Raw genomic sequence first — 24,119 nt, 5'->3', positions numbered from 1 at the left:
CGGTATGTCTGAGATTGCATCGTTCCGCGCCAAACTGAAAAACCTGGTCACGCTGCTGGACGATCCAGAAGTGACCGAAATTGCGATCAACGGCCCTGGCAACGTCTGGGCCGGTTATCACGGCAGTCGGTTCATGAAGCCGGTGCAGATCGAGGGGGTAACAACTGGATTAATTACCTCGCTCGGTGAGGTGATTGCCGCTCATACCGGGCAACAGGTTGACTCGTATACGCCGATTCTGTCGGGCCGTATTCCGATCAATCTCGCCGAGGGTGTGCCAGACAACCAGCGCGGCGATTACCGCGTGCAGGTTGTCTTGGCGCCTGCGGTCGAACAGCACATTGGCGGCATCGTCTGTATCCGTAAGCCCGGTATCAAGCAAATCACCCTGGACGAATACCAGGACACCGGGGCTTTCGAGCATATCAACGAGCCTCGGTTGCACAGCGATTATTCCGACGATCACCTGATAGCGCTGTATCGCGCTAAGCGCTGGAAAGAGTTCTTCATCGGGATCATGAAAGCCCGCAAGAACATCATGATTTCAGCCGGGACCAACGCGGGTAAAACCACCTGGCTCAACGGGATGCTGGAGCACATTGATCCGCATGAACGTCTCGTCACCATTGAAGACACCCGCGAGATCCGCACACCCAACAAGAACGTGGTTCACCTGATCTATTCACGTGGCGGTCAAGGTCGCGCCAAGGTCACACCGTTTGACCTGCTTGAGTCGATTCTTCGACTGACCCCCGACCGGGCAATCATGGGCGAGATCCGCGGCGGCGAAGCCTTCCCGTTTTTGGAGCTGTTGAACACCGGTCACAGCGGTTCACTTTCCTCGATTCACTCGGACTCGCCGGAAATGATGTTCGACCGCCTGGCGTCTATGGCTGCGCGTGGCGGCGCCGAAATGAACAAGTCGCAACTGATCGAATACTCGCGGCAACTGATCGATGTCGTCATTCAGTGGGAGTACGGCTTTGATGGCCGTCGCTACATCTCGGAGGTTCAATATGCAAAAGCTGCCTAAGTTCGCGGTAACGCTGTTGGCACTGGCCTGCACTCTCGGCCAGGCCTGGGCCGATGAACAAGCCCCGGTGCCGTTCTCTGAGCTGGCCGTTAAGTGCGCGCCTACCGTGCATCCGCAGACCCTAAAGTCATTGATCGGCAATGAATCGACCTACAACCCTTACGCTATTGGGGTTGTCGATGGCCGATTGGAGCGTCAGCCCAAGTCGTTGCGTGAAGCGGTGGCCACCGCCGAACGGTTGGAGCGCGAAGGCTTCCGTTTCTCGGTCGGTATTGGCCAGCTCCTGGTGACGAACATGCGGGCTCTCGGCCTGAGCTACGCCCAAGCGTTTGAGCCGTGCCGCAACCTGCAGGCGATTAGCGAGCTGATGGTCAAGAACTACACCAAAGCCCTGACCGCGAATCCGAACCCACAAGAAGCCCTGCGCGACTCGCTCTCGATGTACTACAGCGGGAACCCTGTACGTGGTTATCGCCCGGACAAAGAGGGTGATCTGTCCTACGTGCAGAAAGTTGTGGTCGGTGCCCTGAATCCTTCGAGTGCTGATCCGATTGTGCCTGCTGTGGAGGCCACTGCAGGCGATGAGGCGATACCCGTAGCGGTTGCATCACCAGGGGCACGAAAAACGCCTGTGCGCGCTCGTACAGCTTCGTCAAAACATAGTGACCCATGGGTGATTGTGACCGACGAAAACGGCCAGGCACCGCAACCCGCTCAACAGGCTGCGATGCAACCGGCGAGCCCTGAGCAGTCAAGGATTCAAGTTGCGCTGGACACTGGCGATGCTGCGCCGGTTGAACAGTTCCAACGCTTCGCTGATCCCAAACCAGCCGCTGCGCTGGCATCCGGCCAAGGGCAAGCGCAAGTCGAGCCATCTTTCGTACAGATCATCAATTGAATTTCTCGCACGCGAGAAAAGGGGGATTTATGCAAAAACTTCCATCCGTTTTTTTGCTGGGAGCGTTATTGCTGTCAGGTCCAGCCGTTGCTGATGAACCGGTCCAGCCGCCCTATGGCCATGACAGTAACCCCGACGCTTGCGGTGCTGTTCTTTGTCTACTTGGCATGACCCGCGATGGTGACTGCGACAAGTACATCCAGAAATATTTCAGTATCAAGCGTTACAAGCACGGACATTTCAGTCCTTCGCGCACGAAAGCCGCACGGGGGGAGACTGTTGAGTCCTGCAAGGACGATGAGGGTTTGACTAAAAAGGCCAACGATATTTGGGGGCCTGTAGAACATGGTTTCTAGAGTTTTCAAGCCACTGGCGTTGACGATGGCACTGGTCGCGGGGGGCAGCCTGCAAGTGCTGGCCCTGGCTGCTGACAACGAGGGCGACGCAAGCCGTCGCATCGAGGTCGGTTTCTAGCCCGAGGGCTCTGCACAGAAACTAGTCTTGCGCACCATTTACGCGGCCACCAGCTCTATCCGCGTTGCTGCGTACGTCTTCACCAGTCCAGACGTTACCCGAGCGCTGGTTGCCGCCAAGCAACGCGGTGTTGACGTGGCGGTGGTCGCCGATCACCGCAGCAACCTCGAAGAAGCGCGCTCAACTGCTGGGCGCCATGCCCTGACGCTTATAGCCAAGACGGGTACCCAAATATTGGATCTGATTTTTCGCGCCCAGCATCAGACACGCGGCCGACTTCGCCTACGGCGCTTACTATTGGCGCAGTTGCACCGTGATCGCACTGGTGGGCCGCGTGCAGCACAACAGGATGTCACCGTTTTGCGGAGCGTCCAGCGGGTCGTCGAAGTACTCGACCGTACCTTCGCGCAAGCTCACCTGGCAGGTATTGCACAAGCCCGCCCGGCAATTGAACGCCGGAGTCAGGCCCGCCTGTTCGGCCAATTCGAGCAATGAATGGCAGTTTTCATCCCAGGCTACGCGGGTGCCGGACGGCATGAAGCAGACACTTACGGCACCGTCCTTTGCCACAGGTTCGCTCAGCGTCGGCTCAGGTGGCGGCGCTGGACTGACGTCGTCTTCCTCAAGCACCGTCGCCGGGCCAAAAAACTCGTAATGAATTCGTTCGCGGGCCACCCCAAGGCTGCGCAACAGCCGCCAGTTGGCCTGCATGAAAAGTCTGGGGCCGCACAGGTAGATATCATAGTCGTCCAACGGCAGCAGGCTTTGCAGGGTTTGGCGACTGATCAGGCCCTGGCTGTGAAAGCGGTCACGATCCGCCTCGCTCGGATTGCGATAACAGAAGTGCACTTCAATGCCCGGGCGCCGGTCGGCCAGGGCCAGCACTTCATCGCGAAACCCATGCACCGCGCCGTTTTCGCAGGCGTGCAGAAAGTGCACCGGGCGCATCGACTGGCCGCTCAGGCGATGCAGCATGCTCAGCATGGGCGTCAAACCGACGCCGCCGCTGAACAGCACCACCGGCCTTGGACTTTGCTCGTCCAGCACAAAGGTGCCGGATGGGCCTGCGATGTCGAGTACGTCGCCAACCCGCACGCCGTCGTGCAGGTGGTTGGAACCTTGTCCGGCCGGCAGGTCTTGGCGATCGAACGGGGCGGGTTCACGCTTGACCGAAATTCGTACCTGGAGCGGGTTGTCCGTGAGGGCACTGACGCTGTAGTTACGCAGCACTCGAGTGCCGTCGCCCAACACCAGCCGCACCGTGAGGAACTGCCCCGGACGAAAGTCCATGGGTGCAGGACCGTCCTGCGGCGCGAGGACGAAGGAGGTAATGACCGCGCTTTCCGGCGTTTTCTCGATCACCCGCCAAGCCTTGAAACCTTGGGGTTGGCTGCTCATCTCAAACCCCCGCTGTTTGCGGTCTGGCCTTGTACCAGCGGGATCAAGTCCGCAGGTTGTTCCTGGGCAATCAATTTGGCCAGGTTACGCCGGAAACGCAGGGGTCCCGAGTCGGAGGCCAGGTCGATATTGGGGCTGCACTTGTTGGCCATGCCTTGATGGACGGCGGCGAGCACCACGCGGTCTTCGGCGAAAGCGTGACGTACGTCCTCATCGAACTGGCGCGAGACTTCCTCGTTGTCCTGGTCGAAGTTGCGCACCTGGAACCAGTAGTAGCGGGTGGTGGACTCATCGATGGGGGTCATGAAGTTGTAGGAGTTCATCAAGAACACCTGTTCGTGCACCGGCCCGGCATCCGATCCGGTGCCGGCCGGGGTGAAGATGGCCTTGATGATGGCCTGGGCCGGGTAGTGCACTTCGTAATGCTGCTTGCGGTCACAGTTGCCGCTGAACTTGACGAACTTGGCGTAGAACGGCGCCACTTCGATGTCGCGCATCCACCGCGACACGATCACGCCGACGTCTGTCACCGTAGTTTGCAGCGGCTCCTGGGCGCATGCGGCGCTGCCAAAGGAGGACTGGTGAACCCAGGCCACGTGGGAGGGGTCGAGCAGGTTGTCGGTCATGTACAGGTAGTTGCAGGGGATGACCATGCTGTCGCCACGATTCAGGCCCCAGGCCGGATCGCCCCATTCGGGCACGTGGCAAATCTTGCTGGCGTCGGCCAGCTCGGCATCGCCCATCCAGATCCAGATCAGGCCGTAGCGCACGGCCAGCGGATAACTGCGCACCTTGGCGCCTTGGGGAACGTGCTTACTGCCGGGGGCGCGCACGCAACTGCCCGAGCAGTCGAAGGTTAGGCCGTGGTAACCGCATTCGATGTCGTCACCTTGGCGCCGCCCTAAGGACAACGGCAGTTTGCGATGCGGGCAGGCATCTTCTAGGGCGACCGGGGTGCCATCGCCTTTGCGGTAAAGCACTACCGCCTCATTCAGCAGCTTGACCGCAAACAGTTGCTCACCGAGTTCGGTTTCACTGGCGGCGACATACCAGGCGTTGCGCATAAACATGGGGTCTCTCCTTATTATTCTTCGGATCGTGGCTAACGACGGATCCAGAATACGAGAGGCCAGTTGAGTAAGAATAGATGGATAAAACTGATATTTAGTTTAGGTTCTCTTAAGTGTTTATCGCGTCCCCACGAACATCTCCTGTGGGAGCTAGCTTGCTCGCTCCCACACTGGGTGCTGTGCGTTTTACAGACCGCCGCGCGTGCCTATCGCGGACAACGCCCGTTCCCAGATCTGCCGCGTTCGCACCCACACCAACTCTTGCCAGTCGCTGTCCGCGGGGAAGAATTGTTCAAGCAGTTGCAACTTGATCTGCCGTGCTTCGGGGCCGGTTGGGTCGCCGTGTAGGTGCAGCCACTGATCGTCGCGCAGCACCGCATGGATTTGTTGACCAGGGTAGGTGCCGCACTCGATCACGAACGGCATCAGTTGCACATGAGGCAAGGCGTTGATGATGGCCTGGGAGGTGTAACCGGTGGCAGTGGCAGCAACGCCGGTGTCACTCTGGCTGTTGGCGCTGGTCATCAGGGTGAACAGCCAGGGCCCGAACAACACCTGGGCCTGGGGCAGTGCCGGGTACGAGGCCTGGGCAATGGTCATCAACATCGGATGGCCATAATCGCCCGCGCCGGTGTGCAGGTCGAAGCACATCGCGACCTCGGCGTGTGCCAGGTGTTCGCCGAGGATCCGGTGCAGGGTCTGGTTCGACCAACTTGAGCTGTTACCGCCGTAGAACAGGCCATCGGGATGGCGATACTGACCGGCCTCGACAATCGACATCACCGCCGACCAGCCCTCGCGGCTGATCCGTTCATTGAGCTGGGCATCGGCGCGCTCACGTTCGGGGCCACGCAGTTGGGTACAGGTGTAGATCGGGTGCAGAGTTTCATAAGCCGCGTTGTCGGGTGGTGTCTTAGTGAAGTCCAGGTAGTTGCGGTTGAGGTCGATGTTGTCCTCGTTGACCCGACGCATCCAGGCCGTGCCCCACGGGTTGATCAAGTGGATCATCAGTACCGCGACGTCGTCGGGCAGGCTGCGCTCCCTGAAGGTTTGCAGCCATTGGCGCTGGCAATCCGAGCCGTAATAACCTTCCACGCCGTGGGTGCCGCTCAAGGCCACCAACACCCGTTTGGCCTGGGGGTTGCCGAGCAGGGCCACATCTGTGCCCAGGGCCTCGGCGAACGGGCCGCGCAATGGGTGCGGGTAATGGCTAAGACGGGCGCCGACGGCCTCGGCGGCGGCGAGGAATTGTTCACGCTGCTGGGTAAAGCTGCGGTGTGATGGAAAACCGTTACTCATGGTTGTCTCCTGTCGAAATGGGGTTACTTCAGGCGGCCGGAGAGGAACTGGGTCAAGCGCTCGCTTTGCGGACTGACCAGCACTTCACCCGGCGGACCTTGCTCTTCAACCCGGCCTTGGTGCAGGAACATCACATGGTTGGAGACGTTGCGCGCAAACCCCATCTCGTGGGTGACCACGACCATGGTGCGACCTTCCTCGGCCAGGGCCTGCATCACTTTCAGCACCTCGCCCACCAGTTCCGGATCCAGCGCGGAAGTGGGTTCGTCGAACAACATCACTTCCGGTTCCATGGCCAAGGCACGGGCAATGGCGACCCTTTGCTGCTGGCCGCCGGACAGGTGGGACGGGTATTTTTTCTCAACGCTCGGGTCCAGACCGACTTTATGCAGGTACTGCCGCGCGCGTGCCTCTGCGTCCTTGCGCTTGACGCCCAGCACATGCACCGGTGCTTCGATGATGTTCTCCAGCACGGTCATGTGCTGCCACAGGTTGAAGTGCTGGAACACCATCGCCAGTTTGGTGCGCACTTTTTGCAGCTGACGCGGGTCGGCCACCCGCAGCGCGCCGTTGAGATCCTGTTTGGTGCGGATTTGCTCGTTGTTTACCGTGATGGTTCCGGCGCACGGCTGTTCCAGGAAGTTGATGCAACGCAGGAAGGTGCTTTTGCCCGAGCCGCTGGAGCCAATGATGCTGATTACGTCGCCAGCTTTGGCCTTGAGCGATACGCCCTTGAGTACTTCGTGGTCGCCGTATTTCTTGTGCAGCTCATCTACGCTTAGCTTATACATGTTCGATGTCTCCAAAAGGACGGTCACTCAATGCGCCTGCGGTTGCAAGAAGGCCAGCCAGCGCACTTCGCAGCGACGAAACAGCCAGACCAGGGTAAACACCATCAGCGCGTACAGCACCGCCGCCAGGCCGAAGGCTTCGAACGAGGAGTAGGTCGCAGAGTTGACGTCGCGAGCGACCTTCAATAGATCGGGCACGGTGGCGGTGAAGGCGAGAGTGGTGGAGTGCAGCATCAGGATCACTTCGTTGCTGTAGTACGGCAGCGAACGGCGCAATGCCGAGGGCAGGATGATTCGCCGGTACAGGGTGAAGGTGGACATGCCATAGGCGCGGCCTGCTTCGATCTCGCCATAGGGCGTGGCGCGGATGGCGCCGGCGAAAATCTCCGTGGTGTAGGCGCACGTGTTGAGGGCAAAGGCCAGCAGGGTGCAGTTCATGCCCTCGCGAAAAAACGCATCGAGGGTCGGTTGGTCGCGCACCACTTGCAAGCTGTAGATCCCGGTGTAGAGGATTAGCAGTTGGATATACAACGGCGTGCCGCGAAACACGTAGGTGTAGAACCATACGGGCATGCGCAGCAGCGGATTGGACGAGACTCGTGCCACGGCCAGCGGCACGGCCAGGGTGCCGCCGATGGCGATGGAAGCGACTAGCAGCCAGAGGGTCATGGCCACGCCTGAGAGTTGGTAGCCGTCAAACCAAAGGTAGGCTTTCCAGTACTCCTGGACGATATCGATCATAGCTGCGCACCTCTGACGCCCACCGAGTAGCGGCGTTCAAGCCACATCAGCACGCCGTTGGAAACGGTGGTCAGGGCCAGGTAGATCAGGCCGCCGACCACGCTGAAGAAAAACAGGTCCATGGAGTTCTTGCCCGCGTCCTGGGTGACTTTGACGATATCGATCAAACCAATGATCGACACCAGCGCCGTGGCCTTGATCAACACCTGCCAGTTGTTGCCGATTCCCGGTAGGGCGAAGCGCATCATTTGTGGAAACAGCACCCGCACAAACACCTGCCGACGATTCATGCCGTAGGCCACGGCAGCTTCCAACTGGCCGGCTGGCACGGACTGAAAAGCGCCGCGGAAGGTCTCGGTGAAATAGGCACCGTAGATGAAACCCAGGGTCAGCACCCCGGCCGCGAAGGGGTTGATGTCAATCTGTTCGGTGTCCAGCCATTCAGTCAGGTTGTTCAGCCAGATCTGCAGGCTGAAGAACAGCAACAACATGATCACCAGGTCCGGCACGCTGCGAATCAGCGTGGTGTAGCCGGCGGCCAGGTGACGCAGCAGCGGTTGTTTCGATAGTTTGGCTGATGCGCCGATCAGGCCCAGCGTGACGGCCAGTACCATGGACATCAGTGCCAGCTGGATGGTCGCCAACGTACCTTCGAGAATGAGCGAACCATAGCCCTGTAAAAGCATGTTCTGTCTCTCCGTTGGCAAGGGCGGCCCGGGGGCCGGCCCTTGCGCGAAATGGATGGGCAAGGCGCCGGATCACCAAGCCGCGAGCGTTCCGGCACCGGTCAAGCGCAGGGCTTTTAGTTGTAGATGTCGAAGGTGAAGTACTTCTTCTGGATGGTGTCGTAGGTGCCGTTCTTGTGCATTTCGGCCAGTGCCCGGTTGATGGCTTCCATCAGCTGCGGCTCGTTCTTGCGCAGGCCGATGGCAATGCCTTCGCCCAGCAGTTCCTGGTTGTACACAGCGTCGCCGGCGAAGGCGAAACCGGTGTTCTTAGGCGTTTGCAAAAAACCCAGTTCGGCCACGGCGGCATCGGTCAGGCTGGCGTCGATACGGCCGCTGACCAGGTCCGGATACAGCAAGTCCTGATTGGGGTAGGTGACCATGATCACCCCTTTAGGCGCCCAGATTTTTTTGACGTACGTCTCTTGGGTAGTGCCTTGGGCTACGCCGACGCGCTTGCCTTTCAGGGATTCTGGCGTAGGCAGCAGACCGCTGTCCTTTTTCGCGATCAAACGGTTGGGGGAGTTATAGAGACGGTCGGAGAAGTCCACGTTTTTTTTGCGCTGGTCGTTGATGGTCATTGCCGACAACACGGCATCGAACTTTTTCGCCCGCAGCGCCGGGATGATGCTGTCGAATGCGTTTTCCACCCACACGCACTTGACCTTCAGCTCGGCGCAAATGGCGTTGCCCAGGTCGATGTCAAAGCCCACCAGTTGACCGTCGGGGTTTTTCGATTCGAACGGAGCGAAGGTCGGATCGACGCCAAAGCGAATGACGCTTAAATCCTTGGCCAGGACGCCGGTGGAAGCCAATGCAAAGACGGTGGCGAGTACAAATTTTTTCATTGTTGTTTTTCCTTTGTCTGACGGATCGAACGCTAACGATGTATTACAGAAAAATCTTTATATGATAGTACCTGTATATACATTTAATGCAAAATGCAGGCCAATTCACGGAAAATGCCTGCAAGGTGCTGTTTTTCGCGGTGCTGATAAGCCCGGGGTGGCTGAGTCGCCGGGCCACTATGGTTTTTTGGTACGCATGGTTACATCAGAGGCTGCACCGTATCGGGTCTTGCGTAACAACATGGGGCGTCTCCTGACCGGGACAGGTAAATACCCGCCAAAGCCAGAATACGAGGCTTTTCATATACAAAAAATGTCGAAAACTGTGGCTTGCTATAGCTCAGCTAAAGTATAAAACCGTCGATTGCTATGGAGATGATGATGAACAGCTTGCCTTCCCTGCGCGCGCTGCAGGTTTTTGAAGCCGTGGGACGTTTCGGCGGCATTGTCGAGGCCGCCAAGCGTCTGGGTATCTCGGCCGGTGCCGTCAGCCAACAAATGAAACTGCTGGAAGACACCCTGGGCTTGAGCCTGACCTTGAAGGTCGGCAAGCGTATTCGCCTGACCGCCGCCGGCCAGCGTTATCACGATAGCTGCGCAGCGGCATTCGAGAGCCTGCGCATCGCCCAGGTCGAGGTCGAGCGGTCGAAAAACGCCAGCAACCTGCGCATCAGCGCTTTGCCGTCATTGCTGTCGGATTGGTTGGCACCGCACATCTATGCCTGGCAGGACGAGCACCCGGAACTCAATTTGTTTCTCGATGGCAGTCACGCCGAACCTTCGCCAGAGGGCTACGACATCGATTTTCGCTTCACCTACGGCGACTACGTGGCCACGGAAAACGCCATCGAACTGTTTCGCGATTGCGTGGTGCCGGTGTGCAGCCCTTGGTTGTTGCGGCCTGATGTGCTGCTCAACAAACCGGCAGACCTGCTGGCATATCCGCTGCTGTCCATCGACTGGCTACCGAAGTTTGCCTCGCCGCCTTCGTGGCGTGACTGGTTCAAGGCCCAACAGGTGGACTGCGAAAGCATTCGCGATGGCTACCGCGTGTATTCCTTGTCTGCCATGGCAATCCAGGCCGCATTGGCGGGGCAGGGTGTGGTACTGGCGCAATACTCAATGGTGGCTGATGCGTTGTCAGATGGGCGTTTGATCAGGCCGTTTGCCCGGGCCTTGCCCTTGCCGTCGGCGTATTTTTTGGTGGGTGCCAAGGGCGCGTTCGACAAGGCCCACTGCCGCGACTTCCACCCTTGGATTGTGGCGCGCGGGCGTGAGCAAATGGTGATCAATCAGCGGTTGCTGGCGTAGCCGTCACTAGGCTGCGCTTGAGCTCAGGTTTTCGTCGGACAGTTCGCTGTTGGAGCGCCGGCACAGGTAGTACTGGCGGCCGTCATCCACGTGCAGGTCGAACAGCTTTACCAGTTCGCCGCTGGCGACATCGGCGCCACCAACGGCTCGCGCAGCAGCGAGCAACCCAGGCCGGTCAGCGCCAGTTGCCCGTCTTCGAGCAGCAAGCCATTGAGCGCACTGGCGTGCTTGACCTCGGCGACTTGAAACCATTCGGCCCAGGTGCCGCGTTCTTCGTCGTGCAGCAACGGCAGTTGGCTCAAGGCCTGGGGCGAGTCGATGGGGGCGTGGCGCTGAAGGAATTCGCGGCTGCAATAGGGCGAGACGGCACCCGAGATCAGCGGCTCGCTGTGATTGCCCGGCCAGTGGCTGGTTCGCTGGAATAGCTGCGGTGGTTTGCGTAGGTGACGTTGATGTCCAGTTCCGGGTTTTGCGCCAGGAACTCGACCAGCCTCGGAATGAACAGGTTGATGCCAAACAGCGGAATCAAGCTGATGGTCACCTGGCGCATGACGGACTTCTCGCGCACATGCTCGGTGGCGCTGTGCAATACCGCGAAAGCCGAGCGGATGGCACGGTAATAGGGGGCATGCCGAGATAAGGCAAAGTTCACTAATTTGGTATGCCGCCGCTTGGGCTGTTGGGCCGCATGCGTTTTTCGCGTTCCAAAGCTCGCTCGGTTTTTGGCCCATCCACAACCGTTTTCGGGGCGTGCGCTTTCTGCAGGCGCTGGGCGTCCCGCTCTTTTTGCAGCGCCAGTGCCGTGGTTTTGTCGTAGCGCTTGGCAATAGAACCCGGCAAACCGGCGATAGCATCGGTGTAGATCCTCGCTTCCAACCGCGCCCGACTGATGGCCACGTAGAACAGATTTAGCGAAGTGGTACGGCTCTTGGTGTTCACGGAGATCATCACGCGATCATTGGTTAGGCCCTGCGCACTGTGAACAGTCGCGGAATAAGCGTGTTCCAGGTGCAGCGGTTTGTTCGATGGCAGCTTCACCACGCGCTCCGGCTTTCCGTCGCGCTCTCTGGTCGAAGCCAGCTCGATCATGCCGTTGGCTGTGCTGATAACTCGCATCCGGTCGCCGTTGGTGAGGTCGAGTGATGGCGTGTTGCGGGTGATGCGTACCAGGTCGCCAATGGACAGCTCCGGGCGCTCTGCCTTGTAGACGCTGAGCTTTGTAACCTGTCGCGAGTTGATCTGACGGCTCTGGCCATCGGCACCGGTCACGACAAGGATGTTTCCCGGTAACGCCTGTTTGACGGTGTAGTTCTCGCCACGAACCAAGCCCGCTTTTTTGTAGTCTTTCTCCGGCTGAATGACCATTCCTTGCTGGTAGGTCGGTGCGTAGCGCCGCTCTGCCTGAGTCATATCAACGCGGTTCAACGTGTCGAACTTCGCCCCCCGGCCCTCAAGGCCCAATGCCTTGCGCGCCAAAGTGTTGATCTCTTTGCGGTCTTTGTTTGTACCGGCAACGATCAATACCTCTCTACGCTCCTGGTCAGTCAGTTGCATGTAGTCGTTGACGATCGCTTGATGTCGATCGATAGGGTTGCGCAGTTCCTCAATGTGCTTGATGTGCTGCAGCGACTTGGGAGTATTGCCATCGGCGGCGTGCTCGACGGCTAATTTCAACTCGGGGTCTTTCTGCCGCTGGATCTCCTTGATCCGGGCGGTTTGCATGCCGTTCTGCTGGAGCTGGGCGAATGGTTTTCCCGCCTCGATGGCCTCGGTCTGTTTGGTATCGCCCAGCTGAACAAGGCGGGCCCCGGACTTTTCCACCAGCCGCATGAGCTGTTCCATCTGGCGAGCGCCGACGACACCGGCCTCGTCGAGAACAATGATAGTCCTTTCGTCCAGGGTCTTGTCTTTGGTGTTGAAAAAGCTGGCCAGGGTATGAGCGTCCATCCCCTCGTTTTTGAGTGCGGCAACTTGGTTCCCATACGGCGCCAATGCGAGGATTCGATAGCCGAGTTGATCCTCTGTCTTGCCGTAACTCATTGCCTCGTTGACGGATGTGAGCAGTTGCACGGCCCGCTCAACGGAGTAGGTTTTGCCCGTACCAGCATCACCCTGAATGCCGACAAACCGATTCTCCGTGCTGACGATGGTCTCGACGGCTTGCCGTTGGCCAGCGGTGAGGGTTGATCCTTCAAGTGCTTTAGCGACCTGCTCCTGGGACATGAGCGGCGTCACCTGGCCCCGGCCAGTGCGCTCAATGGCAAGGATGGCTTTCTCGCGCTTCAAGCCTTTCTGTGTGGTGTAGCGCTTCTCGGTTGGCACCAATGAACCGCGCTCGATGGCGGTGGCCACGTACTGTTTTGCCTGCTTGTCCGTCCAGCCTTTCAACTCCTGCAGGTGAGCTTGCCAACCTGCAGGCGACAACACGGGCGCGTTTTCCGTGGGCTGTGCCATTGAGTAGGCCGGTGCTGACTCTATGAGCGTACCTTGTTGTACCAGCCGGGCTATTTCGGCCCGTACCTGGTCAGGCCCGGCCAACCCTACCGAACGCTGGAGCGCCACGGTCAACAGGTCCAACTGGGTAACAACCTGTTCACGCTCGGTCAGGTGATTGATTGCGTATTGCACAACGGCTTGGGCCGGTGTCAGCCCTGCGGGTAGATTGGGATCAGATGGAACGCGGCCAGCGCCTGACGCTGGGCCTGATTCACCATACTCGCGGCCATCCAATCGGCTTTGTGGGCCGTAGTCGATCCCTAACTCGCGGCTTTTCGTCACCCAATACTGTTTCACCAGATCGTGGTCGCGCTCGTCTTTGTGCGGCCTGGTGGCCATTGAGATAACTTGTTTTTCCAGAGTGGTCGCGTCGGCCCGGGTTTTCCCGTCCTTGGCCAACGCTTCTTCAATGACTTTGCTGCGGCTGGAGAATGCTTCGATCTGTTCCCGTGAAATGTGATTCAGCTCGAAGTTGCCTTTGCCATCGAGTACGCGGATCTCGTAGCCCAGCTCGCGCAGCTCCAAGGCCAGTTGGCCCTTGTACATGGCGTCAACTTCATGCTGAACCTTGAAAATATCGTCGTTGAACAAGGCACGCCATTTACCATCGGCGCGCTGCGTCATGTTCATGATCACCGCATGGGTGTGCAGTTGGGGATCCTTGCCGCGACTCATTTCGTGGCGAAACTTGCCAATGACCATGTTCCCCGTGCGTTCGCGCAGGAACTTGCCCTGTACCTTGCGCCGTGCCTGGGCGAGCTTTTCGACGTGGTGCATGGCCTTGGCCACCGCCCGGTCGTGAGCCAGGGTGACATTTTTGTCGCCGGCGACGAGTGCTTGCATCGACACCGATTTCGGCGCCGAGAATGTCATGTCCAAGCCCATGCGCCGCTTGTTGGTTTCGGCATTGAACGTGGTGTGGATCCGCTCGCCGTTCGGCAACTTGCCATCAAGCAGTTTGGCCAGTTGCAGCTGATCGACGGGGCCGACCAGGCCGAGCCGTTCGGCACCTTCGCCTTGCCACTCGCCGGGTGTTTCCTTGGCGTAGTAGTCGTCTGCAGCAGAGAAATAACGTGCTGCAGCGTACTGGTTGTTTCCTCGAATCGGCGTGACGTTGAGCATGCAACCTCCGTTACGCAGCCTGACCGGCAACGACTATTCCCTGCGCTCTCTCTTTGTGATTCACATAGGGCAGCTTGATTTTGGTGATAGGGAAGTCCTCACCGAATTTCAGATAAGCCTCAAGGTCTTTCAAATTTGAGATTTCGGAGTCCATGACCACGGGCTCTTTCTTGATCTCTGGCGAGCGGTTGCTGCGGCCGTTGCTGAAAGAGACACGCATACGCCTGACTTCCTGCTGGCCAAGGATCTCGCTGGCCTTGTCCGAGGTTTGTGCGTTGGATGCGGCAAGAATCACGTAATTACGGAAGCAAGACAGCACCGTTTCTGCATCGTGTTGGCCATAGCTGGTGATCAACTGCGACCAGTCCTGCAGACTGGCAACCATACGAAGGCCGTGTTTCCGGCCTTTGGTGGCTGCTGGCACGAACGATTCGAGTTTGCCCAGCGACTGCAGCTCGTCCAGGAACATCCAGAGACGTTTCCCGGTCATGGGCTCATAGCTGAGGATGGTCGCGCAGATCGTATCAATCCACATGGCCACCAATGGCTGCATGGTCGAGCGCATGTCCTCCCGCCAGGTGATAAACAGATTGCCCGCATTCGGGTCTGTCACCCACTTATGGATCGAGAAACTACCCTTGGTCATGAAGCGCAGCGGGCGAATGTACTTGTTCATCATGAACTGAATACTGGCAATCGCCTTTTCAGCGTTGTCGCGGAAATAGCCCTCGGAGTCGGTGTTGGCCAAGAACGCCCGAATGGTGTCCCCATCCTCCCGAACCAGCAGGTTTACCAGCGTGTCCTGGTTCGGGTTGTTGGTTTCCTTGAGCTTACGCATGGTGTCGGCCAGTACGTCACGGGCATACGCGCACCACTGTTCATCACCTGGATCCACCTGCGGCGGGATGATGGATTTCGCCATACGGTCGAAGTCGTGAACACCCTTGATCTCGTTGAACACCGTCCAACCTGCTGACCGAGCATCGAAGGGGTTGAGAATCACATCGCCTTTGAAACTGAACTTTGAGTAAAAGGTGCCGTTGGGATCGACAACGGCCATCTTGTCGTTACGCTTCAACGCCGAGACCATCATGCTTTCCATGGTGACGGACTTACCGGCACCGATGGACGCGCAAATCATGGTGTTTCGATCTTCAAGGTGCAGTGGCATCGGCACTTTGCCGACCATGATCGGTTCGATGTTTTCCAGCCCACTTTTGCGGCGTTCACGGTTGGTTTGGGCGTTACGTCTACGGACTTTGCTGTCCACGTAGTGCCAATTTCGCATGCGAGAACCGCGCAAATGCTCAATGAACCGTTCGCCACGGAACCCATCGTCGCAATACTCATTGAGGTAGTAGACCAGGGCACCGGCCACCACGGAGGTGGCCACCGTGCATCCGGCCATGATTGGGTTCTGCAGTGTCTGGTGCAATGTCTCGCGGAAGGCGCCGGGGAATGGTGTAAACGGCATCTGCGCCAGGTAGGCGCCGCCGACCCAACCGGCGATTGGCAGAGCAATCCCCGCCGTCAATATTGCGCTATCGACTTCTTGTTTGTGCACTAGTCCTCTCCTGATAGACGTTCAATGTCCTTAGCCAACTCGGGCAACAGAGCGGCTAATGCTTCCTCGTTGCTCCCCAATGCGGACAGTTCGGCACGCAGCTCGCTGAGCTTTCCTTGCGTGCTGTTCTGTCGTAGCAGGTAGACCACGATGGCCAGAATGGTTCGGTTAGTGGCCTGCGCCTGGTCGAGTGATTCGAGCAAACTCATGATTCGTTGTTGGTCTGCCCACTGGTCGATTCCGCCCTGGTGGCTGTCCACTTTGGACGGCTCAAGCAGACGATCACGCATGTAGGTGGACAGGTGTTTGTAGCCTGCCAAAGCAGCCGATTCCTCGACCCTGGCCAGCTGCTCATCGTTCAAACGTATCGGTACGGTCTTCCCCACATTGCCCCCTCATGGCGGTCAAAATCCCCCCTTGAAATGGAGGGGTCCAGGTCTTCGAGTTCATGTATAACAAATGTAATACACAGAACACTATTAAAATATGGTCCATATTGTATATTTGTAATACATCTGTATCACATGTGCATTCAGGCAAAACCCACTGGAAGCACTGTATATGCTGGGCTGACCTCCCGCTAGGGAGGTGCGTGATGTGTATTAAGATTTTGATCCTGTTAAGGATCAAAAATTATGCTCTTGTTAAGGGCGTATCCATCATTTAGGTCGAAGACCGTAGAAGAGGGTACAGGTAGGGTGCAAGGTGGGTGCTGTAAGGCTGCACAATGGATGCAGGAAGGGTTTAGCTTGACTATGTGTAGGGGGTAAGTAGGATGCACAAAGAGAGCAATAAGGTGCATATAGGGTGCAATATGGCAAAGCTAGACCTAGCGACTGCATTGCAGGCAGTTGAACCGGAAACCAAGGCGGCACAAATACGCCAGGTGATGCCGATTATCGAGCAACAATTGAAGGCGGGAGTTAGACGCCAAGCGATCCTGAATGTGCTCAAGGAGCAGGGGATCGAGATCAGCATGGAGACGCTGAAAAGTTACCTGTATCGGTATCGCAAGTCGGTCAAGGCCGGAACGGTCGAAGCACCGGCAAATGTGCCAAATTCGCAGTCAGCTGCGGTAGTGCCAGAGGCAACCGCCGAAAAGCTGGAAATTGTATCGTACGATACAAAGACGGAAAGTCAGGATCTACCGGCGCCAATAATGGCGCCGAACGAATTGAGCAAGATCATGAACCCTGGGGATGATGTGAACGCCTCAGAACTGGCTCGCTACGAGAGTGCGAGCCCAAGCAGAAGGAGACGCACATGAGTAAAATCGCCGTAGTGAATTTCAGCGGCAACACCGGCAAGACGACTGTATCTGATCAGTTGTTGTCGCCCCGGATGGACGCGCCGCGCTTCGCCATCGAGACAATCAACGCGGGGGCTTCTGACACTGCCGCCGAGATCGAGCGTATGAAGGGGCGTCAGTTCGGCGAGCTGCAAGAATGGCTGATGGTCGAGAGCAAAGCTGTGGTCGACGTGGGAGCCTCGAACGTCGAAGACTTCTTCAAGTACATGGGGCAGTTCGCTGGCTCGCAGGAAGAGTTCGATTACTTCCTGGTGCCCACGGTCAGCGAGAAGAAGCAGCAGGCCGACACGATCAACACGATCAAGACGCTATCGGCGCTTGGCGTACCAGCCAAGCGAATCCTGGTCGTGTTCAACAAGGTGCAGATTGACGATGCAGACGACCTGCCGCAAACCTTCTCGGCGGTGTTCGGCTTTCACAAGCTGGAGAAGAAATTCACCCTCAACCCTGACGCGGTGATCTATTCCAACGAGGTGTTCGAGCGGCTGCGTGCGTTCAAGAAAAACATTTCCGAGGTCGTGAAAGACACCACGCCGTACCGTGAGCAGTTGAAAGACGCGAAGACCGAAGAAGACAAGGAGCACGCCATACGGATGATATCGGTTCAGCGCCTGGCTAAGTCGGCCTGGAAGAACCTCGATGACGTGTACGCGGCGCTGTTCGGGAAAGGGAAGTAACGGCGATGGGCAAGGATCCGACAACCGCCCGCGAAGCGTTGGCGGTTCAGATGATGGAAGACATTGACGCCCTGGTGCGCCGTCTCGAAGAAGTGGACGGCGAACTGGGGGCGAAACTGGACCAGGCGATCAAGGACGGCGCGGCCAAGGCGTTGCTGCAGACGCGGTTGAACTTCGAGTCAATGATGGAAACCCAGCAGGTGGCGTTGCTGCAGGCTGGCCGTGAGGCCGCCGCCAGGATCGGTAACGAGCTGAACCGCAGTTCGGCGCCGCTGATCCTAGCAGCCGGAGGGCTGCGCCGTTGGTTCTTGGCGTTCACGCTTACGGCGTTGGTATCAGCGATTGTCGCCGGTGCCGTGGGTGCTTTCATCGGGTATCGACTGGCAACAATGTAAGGGGGGCGCCCCCTTTTATTGGGGTTTATCCTGTATCGTACGATACAGGATAAACTTTCCGTATTGCCACAACCCTCCCCCCGTAGGCGATCAGGCCAGGGGGGATTTCTCGCGTGCGAGAAAAGGAGGACACATGACCGCAACTGCCAGTCAGGAACTGTACGAAGAAATCGAAGGCGCCTATGCGTACTTCAACGAGGTGCTGTTTGATGGCCAACTCCCTGGCTGTCTGTTCACGTTGCAGCGCAAAAGCAACACGTTCGGGTACTACTCTGAGTCGCGCTTTCTTCGCCGGAACGGCGAAGGAAAGAGCGATGAGATTGCGCTGAACCCTGCATATTTCGCGCACCGTCGCGTAGAGCAGACCCTATCCACACTGGCACATGAGCAAGTCCACCAGTGGCAGGCCCATTTCGGCAAGCGCTCCCGATCCGGGTATCACAACGCGGAATGGGCGAACAAAATGCAGTCCATCGGGCTGATGCCGTCCGACACCGGCGAGCCTGGCGGGAAACGTCATGGCCAGCAGATGACGCACTACATCATCGAGGGCGGGCCGTTCGATCTTTCCAGCAAGGAACTGATCGAACAGGGCCGCATGTTGTCCTGGATCGACGTGGTAACCAAACGGGTTCCTATGTCGGCAGTGCTGCTCTACGGGCCTGGCGGCGAGCCGGTGCCAGGTACGCCGGAAGATCCGACGATAGATATATCGGCGCTGACCTCGGCGGGTTTGCTGCAGCCAGATCCTGGCAAGGAAGACCCGAAGAACAAGCGCAAGTACACCTGTCCGAGTTGCCACCTGAATCTATGGGGCAAACCGGGGCTTAGCGGTCGGATTCAATGTATTGAGTGCGCAGTCCCGTTTGTGGACTCGAAAGAGCTGGTCGAAGTCCCGCCAGAGGTGGCGGCTGAGAGCGGCGAATAGGCCCGCGCAGATCGCGGGCGAAGCCCGAACCATTCCAACTTGCGGATCCAAGGGGGGCACCCCTTTGGTCGCCGAAGGCATTCCGATGCAATGGCCAGCGCATGAAAAATCGCCCAGCGAGCGGGGCCCGTCAGAGGCCAGAGCGAGCGATGCAGTTATCCACGGGCCGGGAGGTTTCTTGCCCGGGCGGTGGATAACTGCAGGGTGATTTCCTGAGTCGTGCGCAGATCCAGGACGCGGGCTGTTGCATCGCCCGGGCTATCGGCTTTTTCCCTGTATCGATATAAAGAGTGGGGGACGTTGACCTGGTGCAAGCGGAGCGCGCAGCCCGGGACGGGCGAAGGCGTGAGGATCGAAGCCCGAAGGGCCAAGACCCGGCGCGCTTTTGGCCGGGGCTTGGTTTACGAGAGCCGTTTCGGCGAGGCCGAACACGCACAGCGGCGGGGTCACACCGGCTCGCGTTGCGGGTAACGCACCCTATGTTCAATCGGGGGTACAGAGAAGGGGTGCATAGAGAAAACGGAAAAAATCGTACGATAGGCCCTGTGACCCGCAAAGTTCGGGCATGTCTCTGTCAGAGTGTTTGCACTTGCTCGGTTTGCCTTTCATTTCTTGACTACAATCGTGGGAGCTGAAGGATCAGATCCCCTCAACAAAAGCCCCGTCAAGATGCCGGGGCTTTTGTTTTCAGTCCACACCGTTGAGCAGAGAACGACTAGATCATGGTGAGCTGATGCCGGTAGGTGTTGTCATAGAGGTTTGATAGTGCTCCATGTTCAGTCTTTCGCATTCAGCATCTGCTTCTATCTGTGTCGGGTAGGTGAACTGCAATCGCTGCTTATCTTGATTGTCATAAATATCAAACCCGCCAGGAACTGTAGTGGAGTGAAAGCGAGTTCCATTACGAATCGATCCTGTTTCGATGGGGATCGCAGGAACAACAACAAATCTCTGAATCATCGTCGCGTCCTTGTGTTGAGTGAATCTTAACTAATAGCGGCAGCCCGCCACTTCTTCAAGTTTTGATAAACCCAATGACAACCAAGCAGCCTGAAGCCGTGGCCTGTCAGGTTGAAGTCATAGAGGTTTGTAGGGAAACGTCAGGAAAAGCCGAAATAGCCCCTATCTTGACGTACTTCGGTCGTCCGGTCTGACGCCAGGTTGAGGCATACCCCATTCGGACACCGACTACACAACCTAAGGGCTTGCAGGCTGTCAGCAGGGCTTATCGTACGATTTTTTCCGTTTTCTCTATGCCCCCCTGATTGATCACGAAAAATCACGCTGCTATCTGCTGGCAAGGTTCAAGCTGCAAAACGGCGATCAACGCTACCTTCTAGAAATAGATACCTCAGACAACCGGAAGACCATGTCAACGCGGATCATGGGCTTCAAAGCAGGTGTTGAGGCAGGAAAATGCATAGACAGGATCTTGAGGGAGACAGTGAAAGGCTCGTTGCGTTGGCCAGGCACCATGGCGAAGTACTGTGAGCCTTTGCACTCTGTGCATCACCCGAAAGAAAGCTCACCTGGGGCCAACCATGCCCGGGTGTTCGACTGGAAGCAGCGGATACGCGCGGCCCTAGGCTGATTGCAGAATACACCGCAGTTCGGCTGCGATACATCTTGTCGCGCACTGCGTGCAGCCTCCCCGAAACTGCCCGGAGCCGTGCCAAGGCGATATAGGCCCCTTGGGAGTCGGCAAGACGCATCTGGCCATCGCACTGCGCTATCGGGCGGCGCAGTGCGGCATCAAGACCCGCTTCATCACTGCGGCCGACCTTGGTGCTGCAACTGGGCGCGGACCAGCGTAACCGTCCGGGCATCCCGGCTGGCTTGACCCCGCCAAGCTAAGAGATGGTGGCAGTTCGTGGATGCCGTTTCCCGGGTGCACGCGATCCGAGACCACGCGATCAAGCAGGAAAACGAGCACCTGGGCTTGCCTGACTGACCGCAGGCCGGCGACGACAAGGTGGAAAAGTTCGGCGTGTGGCTCTGGCGGCAACGATCCCGCGAAGGGCGGACGGTGCTTGAGCTGTTGAACGTAAGCGTGCGGGCAAACCGTCTTGCGCGACTATGCCGGATGCCACCTATGCGGCAGCAGCTCTGCAATCTCACTCGCCCGCTGCGTCGGCAACCGTGTCAGCACATCCTTGAGATAGGCATACGGATCGTGCCCATTATTACGGGCCGACTGGATCAAACTCATGATCGCAACAGCGCACTTGAGCATGCGATCCCGCGCCGAGCATTTGAGAAGGCAACGGGATGAACGCTGGCTGGATAGCCGTGGTTTTCTGGGTATGCAGCCGAATCCATTTGTGGACGAGGTTGGCATTGAGGCTGTAGCCCAAGGCGATGTTTGCGATGGAGGCACCGGGTTCAGAACACTCCTGAATGACCTGGGCCTTGAAAGATTTGCTGTAGGTACGGCGCTGAGGGGGCATGGAAAATCCGCTTGATGGGCCATGGCCTTCGGCGGCGGTGTCGGGAAGGTGTGTTGGCCGGACGGATACTGTTGAACTACGCTGTCTGGGGCAACGGAAGTGTTTCGGCCCGACTCTGGAACGCGATCCGCAGCGACGACTGGGCAATTCCGCACGTTGGCCTGAGCAGTTGACCTGCATCAATGGGGCGGGAGATCGCTGTACATTGACTCTTGAAGTTTGTCCTGGTAAGCGCAATATCTTGCAAAGTCTTGCAAGGATTTCCTTGGCCGGAACCGCAAAGCGACGCGATTGGAGAGGGTGAGATGAAAGCGCACCTACAGGTGATTTTCACGCTCGATGAATTGGCTGCGTACTTGAAAGTCGGCAAGCGGACGCTTTATCGGCTCGCCGCGCACGGGGAAATTCCGGCTTTCAAGGTGGGCGGGACGTGGCGGTTTCGTCAAAGTGAAATCGATCAGTGGATCAATGATCAGACCCGAGCCGGAGCAAAGAAGGAGGTGATGCGCAAGCGTGAACAGCAGAAGTCATCCGAGCCGCCCGTGTCGCCTGGGCGCACTGCCCGTCGCAGCAGGTAAAGGGCTTGAGTAACTCGTTTTTCAATTTTTCTGGAGGTATGACATGGACATCGATTTCAAGAAGTTGGCTCCCTGGAACTGGTTCAAGAACGAGCAGCAAGAGCAGCAGACCGCCTCTTCCCTGCCGGTGCAGCGCAATGACCTGCCAGCGGCGAGCGGGCCAGTCAGCCCGATCCTGCAACTGCATCGCGAGATCGACCGGCTGTTCGATGACGCGTTCCGGGGCTTCGGTTTTCCGGCGCTGGCCATGCCGCGGCTGCCATCCGATTGGTCGGGCATGCTGAAGCCGGCCCTGGACATCCAGGAAACCGACAAGCAGTACAAGATTGCCCTGGAAGTGCCCGGTGTCGAGGAAAAGGACATCCAGATCACCCTCGACAACGACGTGCTGGTGGTGCGTGGCGAGAAGCGCCAGGAACAGGAGAAGAAGGAAGGTGGCTTCCACCGTGTGGAGCGCACCTACGGCAGCTTTCACCGCGCCTTGAACCTGCCTGACGACGCCAATCAGGATTCGATCAAGGCATCGTTCAAGAACGGGGTGCTCACGGTCACGATCGACAAGCGCGAGGTCAGCGCGCCGAAGCAGGGACGTTCGATCCCGATCAACAGCTGACGTCGCCGGCTCGTTCGTCACAAGAAAAACCCGGTACGAGACGAGGTGTCGCGGCTCGCGATGCCTCGTCGCCTCAACCTTGTCAACCTTCTCAGGAGCATCAGCATGGCCAGAAAACAATGCCAGGTCTGCGGCCAACCCGCCACCGTGCGGGTGGAAGCCAATCTCAACGGGCGTCACAGCACCATGCTGTTGTGCGACGACCATTACCGCCAACTGGTGCGCCAGCAAAAGCGCACCGTCTCGCCGCTGGAAGCCTTGTTCGGCTCGCGCAGCGGCCTGTTCGAGGACTTCCTCGGCAGTGACTTCTTCCGCATCGGCGACGACGCGACGCCCTTTGCCGCCGATACCGATGACGTGGTCGATGCCGTGTTTGGCGAACCCGCCGCCGCAGGTTCGGGTGCACCGCGCCGGCGCGGCAGTGGGCTGGCCAGCCGCATCAGCGAACAGTCGGAAGCCCTGCTGCAAGAGGCCGCCAAACACGCTGCCGAATTTGGCCGCTCCGAGGTGGATACCGAACATCTGCTGCTGGCGCTGGCCGACAGCGACGTGGTCAAGACCATCCTGGGTCAGTTCAAAATCAAGGTCGATGACCTCAAGCGGCAGATCGAGTCCGAGGCCAAGCGCGGGGACAAGCCGTTCGAGGGCGAGATCGGCGTGTCGCCGCGCGTGAAGGATGCGCTCAGCCGCGCCTTCGTGGCCTCCAATGAACTCGGCCATTCCTATGTCGGTCCGGAGCATTTCCTGATCGGTCTGACCGAGGAAGGCGAAGGGCTGGCCGCCAACCTGCTACGCCGCTACGGCCTGACGCCGCAGGCGCTGCGCCAACAGGTCAGCAAGGTGGTCGGCAAAGGCGCCGAGGATGGCCGCGCCGAGACGCCGACCAACACGCCAGAACTCGACAAGTATTCGCGCGACCTCACCAAGATGGCGCGCGAGGGCAAGCTCGATCCGGTCATCGGCCGTGCGCAGGAGATCGAGACCACCATCGAGGTGCTGGCCCGGCGCAAGAAAAACAACCCGGTGTTGATCGGTGAGCCCGGCGTCGGCAAGACCGCCATTGTCGAAGGACTGGCGCAGCGGATGGTCGCCGGCGAAGTGCCCGAGACGCTGCGCGACAAGCGTCTGGTGGAACTCAACATCAACGCCATGGTGGCCGGCGCCAAGTATCGCGGCGAGTTCGAGGAGCGCGTGCAGAAGGTGCTCAAGGAAGTGACCGAGCACCAGGGCGAGATGATTCTCTTCATCGATGAAGTGCACACCATCGTCGGTGCCGGCCAGGGTGGCGGCGAAGGCGGGCTGGACGTGGCCAACGTGTTCAAGCCGATGATGGCGCGCGGCGAGCTGAACCTGATCGGCGCCACCACGCTCAACGAGTATCAGAAGTACATCGAGAAGGACG

The 24,119-nt window shown here is 58.4% G+C and carries 25 protein-coding genes and 4 pseudogenes; 15 read left to right on the top strand and 14 right to left on the bottom strand.

All coding sequences use genetic code 11. The annotated features are described in order from the left end of the window. The first annotated feature begins 4 nt into the window (after positions 1-4). The 5 genes and pseudogenes from virB11 to TU74_RS24815 form a co-directional block, all read left to right on the top strand. A complete protein-coding gene (gene virB11 / locus TU74_RS20875; protein ID WP_048377556.1) occupies positions 5-1,033 on the top strand; it encodes a P-type DNA transfer ATPase VirB11 in 1,029 nt (342 codons plus the stop codon). Further along, complete coding sequence (locus tag TU74_RS20870; protein ID WP_048377555.1) at positions 1,017-1,931, top strand: lytic transglycosylase domain-containing protein; 915 nt, start codon at positions 1,017-1,019, stop codon at positions 1,929-1,931. The genes virB11 and TU74_RS20870 overlap by 17 nt, the downstream gene beginning before the upstream one ends. A gap of 29 nt (positions 1,932-1,960) precedes the next feature. Continuing rightward, complete coding sequence (locus TU74_RS20865; protein WP_053070061.1) at positions 1,961-2,287, top strand: TrbM/KikA/MpfK family conjugal transfer protein; 327 nt, start codon at positions 1,961-1,963, stop codon at positions 2,285-2,287. Continuing rightward, the gene (locus tag TU74_RS24960) at positions 2,277-2,405 is read left to right on the top strand and encodes a hypothetical protein (protein ID WP_254925078.1); all 129 of its coding nucleotides are present in this window, start codon (positions 2,277-2,279) and stop codon (positions 2,403-2,405) included. The genes TU74_RS20865 and TU74_RS24960 overlap by 11 nt, the downstream gene beginning before the upstream one ends. 27 nt (positions 2,406-2,432) lie before the next feature. Continuing rightward, positions 2,433-2,627: pseudogene (locus TU74_RS24815) on the top strand (phospholipase D-like domain-containing protein); the annotation flags it as partial. Positions 2,628-2,699: 72 nt separating this feature from the next. Here TU74_RS24815 and TU74_RS20860 read toward each other — a convergent pair. The 7 genes from TU74_RS20860 to TU74_RS20830 form a co-directional block, all read right to left on the bottom strand. After that, a complete protein-coding gene (locus TU74_RS20860; RefSeq protein ID WP_009682427.1) occupies positions 2,700-3,803 on the bottom strand; it encodes an FAD-binding oxidoreductase in 1,104 nt (367 codons plus the stop codon). Next, complete coding sequence (locus TU74_RS20855) at positions 3,800-4,873, bottom strand: aromatic ring-hydroxylating dioxygenase subunit alpha (protein ID WP_009682426.1); 1,074 nt, start codon at positions 4,871-4,873, stop codon at positions 3,800-3,802. Before TU74_RS20855 ends, TU74_RS20860 begins: the two co-directional genes overlap by 4 nt. 186 nt (positions 4,874-5,059) lie before the next feature. Further along, positions 5,060-6,172, bottom strand: a complete 1,113-nt coding sequence (locus tag TU74_RS20850; protein ID WP_009682425.1) for a DUF2817 domain-containing protein — start codon at positions 6,170-6,172, stop codon at positions 5,060-5,062. A 23-nt stretch (positions 6,173-6,195) separates the two neighbouring features. Beyond that, positions 6,196-6,963: an ABC transporter ATP-binding protein gene (locus TU74_RS20845; RefSeq protein WP_009682424.1), complete on the bottom strand. Its 768-nt coding sequence runs from the start codon at positions 6,961-6,963 to the stop codon at positions 6,196-6,198. Positions 6,964-6,990: 27 nt separating this feature from the next. Then, positions 6,991-7,704: an ABC transporter permease gene (locus TU74_RS20840; protein ID WP_009682423.1), complete on the bottom strand. Its 714-nt coding sequence runs from the start codon at positions 7,702-7,704 to the stop codon at positions 6,991-6,993. After that, complete coding sequence (locus tag TU74_RS20835) at positions 7,701-8,390, bottom strand: ABC transporter permease (RefSeq protein ID WP_009682422.1); 690 nt, start codon at positions 8,388-8,390, stop codon at positions 7,701-7,703. The genes TU74_RS20840 and TU74_RS20835 overlap by 4 nt, the downstream gene beginning before the upstream one ends. Before the next feature lie 116 nt (positions 8,391-8,506). After that, a complete protein-coding gene (locus tag TU74_RS20830; RefSeq protein WP_009682421.1) occupies positions 8,507-9,277 on the bottom strand; it encodes an ABC transporter substrate-binding protein in 771 nt (256 codons plus the stop codon). 381 nt (positions 9,278-9,658) lie between these two features. On the opposite strand from TU74_RS20830, the gene TU74_RS20825 reads away from it, so the two are divergent. Next, positions 9,659-10,588, top strand: a complete 930-nt coding sequence (locus TU74_RS20825; RefSeq protein ID WP_048377554.1) for a LysR substrate-binding domain-containing protein — start codon at positions 9,659-9,661, stop codon at positions 10,586-10,588. A 6-nt stretch (positions 10,589-10,594) separates the two neighbouring features. On the opposite strand, the pseudogene TU74_RS20820 reads toward TU74_RS20825, so the two are convergent. From TU74_RS20820 to TU74_RS20805, 4 genes and pseudogenes are all read right to left on the bottom strand, one after another. Continuing rightward, positions 10,595-11,210, bottom strand: a pseudogene (locus TU74_RS20820) (LysR substrate-binding domain-containing protein); the annotation flags it as partial. A 29-nt stretch (positions 11,211-11,239) separates the two neighbouring features. Continuing rightward, positions 11,240-14,206 (bottom strand): MobF family relaxase, encoded by a 2,967-nt coding sequence (gene mobF / locus TU74_RS20815; protein ID WP_048377553.1) that lies wholly within the window; start codon positions 14,204-14,206, stop codon positions 11,240-11,242. Between the two features lie 10 nt (positions 14,207-14,216). Then, positions 14,217-15,770 carry a type IV secretion system DNA-binding domain-containing protein gene (locus TU74_RS20810; RefSeq protein WP_048377552.1) on the bottom strand — a complete coding sequence of 518 codons (1,554 nt, stop codon included), beginning with the start codon at positions 15,768-15,770 and terminating at the stop codon, positions 14,217-14,219. Then, on the bottom strand, positions 15,770-16,156 hold the full coding sequence (locus TU74_RS20805; protein WP_048377551.1) for a hypothetical protein: 387 nt from the start codon (positions 16,154-16,156) through the stop codon (positions 15,770-15,772). The genes TU74_RS20810 and TU74_RS20805 overlap by 1 nt, the downstream gene beginning before the upstream one ends. Positions 16,157-16,584: 428 nt before the next feature. Between TU74_RS20805 and TU74_RS20800 the strand changes: the two genes are divergently transcribed. From TU74_RS20800 to TU74_RS20785, 4 genes are all read left to right on the top strand, one after another. After that, positions 16,585-17,037: a hypothetical protein gene (locus TU74_RS20800; RefSeq protein WP_048377550.1), complete on the top strand. Its 453-nt coding sequence runs from the start codon at positions 16,585-16,587 to the stop codon at positions 17,035-17,037. Then, positions 17,034-17,756, top strand: coding sequence for a StbB family protein (gene stbB / locus TU74_RS20795; RefSeq protein WP_048377549.1), 723 nt, complete (start codon positions 17,034-17,036; stop codon positions 17,754-17,756). The genes TU74_RS20800 and stbB overlap by 4 nt, the downstream gene beginning before the upstream one ends. 5 nt (positions 17,757-17,761) lie before the next feature. Next, entirely contained in the window at positions 17,762-18,151 is a 390-nt protein-coding gene (locus TU74_RS20790; RefSeq protein WP_048377548.1) for a hypothetical protein, read from the top strand. 133 nt (positions 18,152-18,284) lie between these two features. Further along, complete coding sequence (locus TU74_RS20785; protein WP_048377547.1) at positions 18,285-19,079, top strand: SprT-like domain-containing protein; 795 nt, start codon at positions 18,285-18,287, stop codon at positions 19,077-19,079. A gap of 720 nt (positions 19,080-19,799) precedes the next feature. Here the strand turns inward: TU74_RS20785 and TU74_RS23790 are convergent. Further along, a complete protein-coding gene (locus TU74_RS23790) occupies positions 19,800-20,039 on the bottom strand; it encodes a hypothetical protein (protein WP_081791613.1) in 240 nt (79 codons plus the stop codon). 301 nt (positions 20,040-20,340) lie between these two features. Here TU74_RS23790 and TU74_RS23785 point away from each other — a divergent pair, with 301 nt between their 5' ends. Together TU74_RS23785 and TU74_RS23780 are read left to right on the top strand one after the other, a co-directional pair. Further along, positions 20,341-20,670 (top strand): Tn7-like element transposition protein TnsE, encoded by a 330-nt coding sequence (locus tag TU74_RS23785; RefSeq protein WP_244842282.1) that lies wholly within the window; start codon positions 20,341-20,343, stop codon positions 20,668-20,670. 91 nt (positions 20,671-20,761) lie between these two features. Then, positions 20,762-20,863: pseudogene (locus tag TU74_RS23780) on the top strand (ATP-binding protein); the annotation flags it as partial. Positions 20,864-21,153: 290 nt separating this feature from the next. Here TU74_RS23780 and TU74_RS24300 read toward each other — a convergent pair. Then, a pseudogene (locus TU74_RS24300) lies at positions 21,154-21,306 on the bottom strand (transposase domain-containing protein); the annotation flags it as partial. Beyond that, a complete protein-coding gene (locus TU74_RS24295; protein WP_001446199.1) occupies positions 21,263-21,526 on the bottom strand; it encodes a transposase in 264 nt (87 codons plus the stop codon). The gene TU74_RS24295 and the pseudogene TU74_RS24300, both read right to left, overlap by 44 nt. 305 nt (positions 21,527-21,831) lie before the next feature. On the opposite strand from TU74_RS24295, the gene TU74_RS20775 reads away from it, so the two are divergent. The 3 genes from TU74_RS20775 to TU74_RS20765 form a co-directional block, all read left to right on the top strand. Beyond that, complete coding sequence (locus tag TU74_RS20775; protein ID WP_034126242.1) at positions 21,832-22,104, top strand: helix-turn-helix domain-containing protein; 273 nt, start codon at positions 21,832-21,834, stop codon at positions 22,102-22,104. A 43-nt stretch (positions 22,105-22,147) separates the two neighbouring features. Then, a complete protein-coding gene (gene hsp20 / locus TU74_RS20770; RefSeq protein WP_034126243.1) occupies positions 22,148-22,717 on the top strand; it encodes a small heat shock protein sHSP20 in 570 nt (189 codons plus the stop codon). A 105-nt stretch (positions 22,718-22,822) separates the two neighbouring features. After that, positions 22,823-24,119, top strand: a 1,297-nt coding sequence (locus TU74_RS20765; protein ID WP_048377546.1) for a Clp protease N-terminal domain-containing protein, incomplete at its 3' end; no start/stop codon positions are given.

The organism is Pseudomonas lundensis, assembly GCF_001042985.1.
GTDB lineage: Bacteria > Pseudomonadota > Gammaproteobacteria > Pseudomonadales > Pseudomonadaceae > Aquipseudomonas > Aquipseudomonas lundensis.
Note: the sequence above shows the minus strand (reverse complement) of the source record. Positions and strands in the feature narration are given on the sequence as shown.